The 4,558-nt window shown below is 57.7% G+C and carries 2 protein-coding genes and 3 pseudogenes; 2 read left to right on the top strand and 3 right to left on the bottom strand.

Annotation, left to right across the window (positions count from 1 at the left end; all coding sequences use genetic code 11):
* Positions 1–298: pseudogene (locus HCN58_RS37860) on the top strand (IS110 family RNA-guided transposase); the annotation flags it as partial.
* Between the two features lie 1,100 nt (positions 299–1,398).
* Here the strand turns inward: HCN58_RS37860 and HCN58_RS35065 are convergent.
* The 3 genes and pseudogenes from HCN58_RS35065 to HCN58_RS35055 all read right to left on the bottom strand — a co-directional run bounded on the left by HCN58_RS35065 (position 1,399) and on the right by HCN58_RS35055 (position 4,035).
* Positions 1,399–1,689 carry a hypothetical protein gene (locus HCN58_RS35065; protein WP_171583839.1) on the bottom strand — a complete coding sequence of 97 codons (291 nt, stop codon included), beginning with the start codon at positions 1,687–1,689 and terminating at the stop codon, positions 1,399–1,401.
* Positions 1,690–1,829: 140 nt separating this feature from the next.
* A complete protein-coding gene (locus tag HCN58_RS35060; protein WP_171583838.1) occupies positions 1,830–2,519 on the bottom strand; it encodes a 50S ribosomal protein L11 methyltransferase in 690 nt (229 codons plus the stop codon).
* Between the two features lie 546 nt (positions 2,520–3,065).
* A pseudogene (locus HCN58_RS35055) lies at positions 3,066–4,035 on the bottom strand (IS481 family transposase).
* 210 nt (positions 4,036–4,245) lie between these two features.
* Between HCN58_RS35055 and tnpA the strand changes: the two are divergent.
* Positions 4,246–4,558, top strand: a pseudogene (gene tnpA, locus HCN58_RS35050) (IS200/IS605 family transposase); the annotation flags it as partial.

Genomic DNA, 4,558 nt, shown 5'->3' with positions numbered 1-4,558 from the left:
CGCGCCATGCCGGTCGAGGCGGCGTGGGCAGCGGCCAAGGCGGCCCGGTCCACCACTGCACGTCTTTTTCGTGCGCATCCGCGCCCGGCGCGGCCATCAGATTGCCGCGGTGGCCGTGGCTCTCAAGCTCACTGTGCTCTGCTGGCATTTGGTAGCCAAGTGCGAGGACTACCTGTGGACGCGCCCGGCGCTAGTCGCCAACAAGACCTGCGCGATGCAACTTCAAGCCGGACATCCGCAACAGAAGGGCTGCCAGCGCGGACCAGCCTATGCCTACAACATCAAGGCGCTGCGCGACATTGCCGAAAGTCCTCGATATCGAGGTGAGCCAGGTCGGTCGGAGCATTCTCAATCTCCCTGAAAAAACAAGGCGCAAAGGACCGTGGACTTGCCCGACGCCATTGGGGCCCCACCAAGCAAGTATACTCGTTCAAATAGAACGTCATGTCGGCGAACGAGCGACAGTTCTTAATACGTATGGTATCGATCTTCATGTAAGATCCTAGCTTCCCTCCCTATTGAGAGGCGATATGTCCGGATGTTCAGAAGCGCAAGTAAGTCCGCCCCACCGAGCGAATGTCCGAGGGCGGCACGTCAGAACAACCGGAATCATTGTCTCTGCCGGCCCCAAACAGTCGGCTCGTGAAACAGCGGTACGTTTGCCCCCTTGCATAGTACCGATATGTCCATATTGATCGTCCCGCGTCGACGATTAAAGTCCGCATTCGAGCGCTTTTTCCCGATTTCAGGACACCGATGTCCGGCTGTGCTGGGCGCGAGCGGGGGCGCGCCGACAGCATTGTCCCTGTTTTTTCGAGCTCTCATCCGTGGGAAGGACAGGGCGAGCCAGGAGTACGAGTCCGGCGATGCTGGTGCCTATAGATTCGAGCTAGCGTCCACGCATACGGTGCTCTTCACGCGACCACAGTGAGATTGGAGTAGGATTGATGCGTGTGACAAGGAAGCTTAGCCAAAGTGATGACATTATGCGACAGCAGCATCTTCCGACTCGATCGGCTCTCCTCGGTATGGAGGCGGAGCGAACCCTTAAGTAGCTTCGCGTTACTGGATTCTCGCTCGCCAATAACCGGGATTTACGCGATCAAATGACACCTCTGAAGAGCAAATCTGCTCGCCAACAAAACGCAGAACGAGGAGCCCCGCGTAGGTGGTCGTCCCAATTGATAAGCCAATCCAGATGCCAATGGCACGAAGCCAAGCACGTAGCTAAGGCAGAAGCCGATCGGCCAATGAGCTATGCAGGCGAACAGAAGCGGCACCCCCGTGTCCTTCAGTCCACGCAAGCCGCCCACCGCAATGTTCTGCGCGGCATCACTGATAAAGAAGCTCGCATCGATCAAATTTGCCGCCAATTCTGTCGTCGCGCGCTGGTGCTGATCAGGCCGCCAGAAACGCCGCGGTCGAGAACAGTCTGTATTCCATCAAGAAGATGAATGAGATCTGGATCCCGATCGCGATCAGGTGTCGCATGAAGGGCCAATCGAAATGCCAGACATGCGCAATCACGTGGTAGTCACGGAAAGGGCGGCGCGTTGTGGCGAACCACAAACCGGCCAAGAACATCGCACAGTTCGCTAGGGTGCTCGCAAGACCAGCCCCGAGCAGATCAAGCGGCGGTAGGCCCAGCTCCCATAGATCAGCAGATAAGCCAGGGCGTGCCTCCACCATCAACGGCCAGCCGCACGAGATCACCTACGCCATGCGGACGAGGCGGCCCCATAGACCGAGATCGCGGACGCGCTGAGTGGGGCGTGCGAATGGCGCCGTGCTTGCGCGAGATGGCATGTGTACGAGATCTGAGAGAGCTTTCATCGAGCCGTGAATTCCCAAACAATGCGGACGTGCCCGCCTGGAATCGATGGTCGGAAGATATGCATATCTTTAACGCGCAGCTTACTCTCATCAACCAAATTCAGGACCCGCCCAACATCTCCCTGATCAGAGAAAATCACATACATTACCGCCTTAGTATTTAGCCGGAGGTGCGCCCCTCCGAGAGCGGCAGCCATGACTTTGTAATCTTGATCGAAGCAAGAACGATCCAGGTCGTCATTTGCCTTGCGGTTCCAATAGGGGGCGGCAAAGAGAATGATGTCAAACTTTTCTCCGGATTGCAGCGCAGAATAGGTGTCGCTATGGCGCACCTCTGCTTTCTCCACGTAACCTAATTGCTCGATGTTTATCTTCGTCGTGAGCACGGCCTGCGGATTTATATCGAGAGCCACTAGGCGTCCTGCGCCGGCGTGGAGTGCTGCAAGGCCTAGTATACCTGATCCGCATCCCAGATCGAGTACCGTTGCGCCAGGCTCGATGTGCCACTTCGACATCAAGGCGTCGGGACCGTGACTTAGGCGCGGTGACAAAACGCCAGGCAGGATGTGCAAGTACATGCCGTTCACTTCGACATCGTGCGGGTGTTCGCATAATCGAAGTTCGGCCAGCATTGAATCTACGTCCGTCGTTTGGCGGCGTGCAGATGCGGCTACTGGGTCAGTCATTTAACTCTCCATCTTTGGGTACCAAGCGAGGATCGCGAGCTGTCGGCACCGCTCTGGCGCAGCAAGACGACCTTTCGTAGACGGCTTCAGCGCGCCCCGGCGGCGGCATGCGAAGCCGGCAAGCCGGCCCCATGTTGCTCTCCCTCTCTCTCCGAAATGAACACGCAGTTCAAACGAGGAGAGCATTGCTCATCTTGCCGTCACTCAGACATTGCTACCTCTCAATAGCAACGGCCGTGCCAGTGCAATGTTCAAGCGCATTAGCTTCTGATTACGTTTAGATCGCAGGCGGCAACCAGCGGCCGGTGTTTTGAACCCGACAATCTTGTACTGCAGTCAGAAACCGGACAATAATCAGCGGTCGCTTCTTGGTAATTGTCGCGGCAGCTGACGGAAGGGAACTTGCTAGCCTCAACGACAAAGCGTGTTAGGCTTGAGGCGAAGAGATTCTCGATCAACGCTCCCACTTCGTTCGAGCGTGCTGATAGCGGCCACCCAACGCGGGCCTGTGGCTAGGTGCAGCGCCTTGAGCCATTGGGCTAGGCCCTAGCTGTGGAGCCTCAACAGGTTGTTCCTGGTTAGAGCGAGTCTGCTGATCGGCGGTATCGAACCGATACTGCCATGCGGCCGGTGCCAATTGTAGCGGTGGAGCCATTTCGGCAGCTCGGCGGCTTGTTCTTTTGAGGTGTTGTAAGCGCGGGCGTAGGCCCACTCGCGCAGGCTGGTCTGAATGAAGCGCTCGGTCTTGCCGATGGTCTTCGGCGTATATGGCTTGGTGCGGATGTGATTGAGGCCGAGACGCTTGCAGGCTTTGCGGAAGGCAAAGGATTTGTAGCAAGACCCGTTGTCGGTCATCACGCGCTCGACCTTGACGCCCAGGCTTGCGTGGGAGGCGATTGCGGCCTTGAGGAAGGCGACGGCGCAGCCCTGTCGCTCGCTCGTCATGACCTTGCTGAAGTCGATCCGGGAAGCATCGTCGATGCAGACGTGAACATATTCCCAGCCAGGCCCTTCCGCCGGCACGCTGGCTGCTCTGAGCGGTGCGATCGCCGGTGATGCGATGGCCTACCCGGTTGAACTTGCCGAGCTTTTTGATGTCGATGTGGATCAGTTCACCGGGATGTTCACGTTCATAGCGCCGCACCGGTTCGGCCGGTTCCAGGTTGCGCAACCGGTTCAACCACCCCAATCGTCACAGGATGCGACTGACGGTTGCCGGAGAGATCCCGACCTCGACCGCGATCTCCTTGCCGACGTAACGTTGACGGCGCAACGCCTCGACTGCAGCGCATGTGGCAAGCAGGGCCTGGCTTGGCAATGAATGGGGGCTTGAGGAGCGATCATGCAACCCATCAACACCTTCCTCCCGGAAGCGCTTGACCCATTTGGCGACCGTTTTCGCTATCAGGTTGAACTGGAGCGCGGCTGCGGCCTTCGTCAGGCCGCCCCCGATCACGCTCCGCACCATCGCCTCTCGACCTTTCAGAGTAAGAGGCGCATTCTTATGGGTGTCCATTCGGTCCTCCGGGGATTGGCTAAAGCTTCAACAACTTCAGCTTCCTCGTCAGGACCGGATGGACAGCCTCCTGGAAGCTCATACCTAGCCTACCAAGGGAGGCCCCCCGGCTCTGCCGGGGAGGCAGCAGAAGTTTGACATTTCAGGCAGTCGTCCATCGACGAAACTCGCGACTCGTGAGCCACCACGCGCACGAGAAGGAGTTTGACGATGGACGATTACGACAGCCTAAGCCACAGCAAATGGGAGTGCAAATATCATGTGGTCTTCATTCCGAAGTGCCGGCGGAAGACGCTGTACGGGGAGTTGAGGCAGCATCTCGGGGAGGTATTCCGCAGATTGGCAATGCAGAAGGAGTGCAGGGTCGAAGAGGGCATCTGATGCCCGATCATGTTCACATGATGATATAGATCCCGCCCAAATATGCGGTGTCGCAAGTGATTGGGTACATCAAGGGCAAGAGCGCAATCCATCTGGCCACGGGTCTATGGAGAGAGGAAGCGCAACATCGTGGGGCAGCATT

Origin of the sequence: Bradyrhizobium australiense (genome assembly GCF_013114825.1) — a bacterium.
GTDB classification, from domain to species: domain Bacteria; phylum Pseudomonadota; class Alphaproteobacteria; order Rhizobiales; family Xanthobacteraceae; genus Bradyrhizobium; species Bradyrhizobium australiense.
The sequence above is the reverse complement of the archived record's forward strand: the minus strand, read 5'-3'. Positions and strand labels throughout refer to the sequence as shown.

What these genes read in the sequence shown, in the direction of transcription:
- HCN58_RS35065 (WP_171583839.1), bottom strand. Translation starts at nt 1,689, where the DNA reads ATGGTGGAGGCACGCCCTGGCTTATCTGCTGATCTATGGGAGCTGGGC.
- HCN58_RS35060 (WP_171583838.1), bottom strand. Translation starts at nt 2,519, where the DNA reads ATGACTGACCCAGTAGCCGCATCTGCACGCCGCCAAACGACGGACGTA.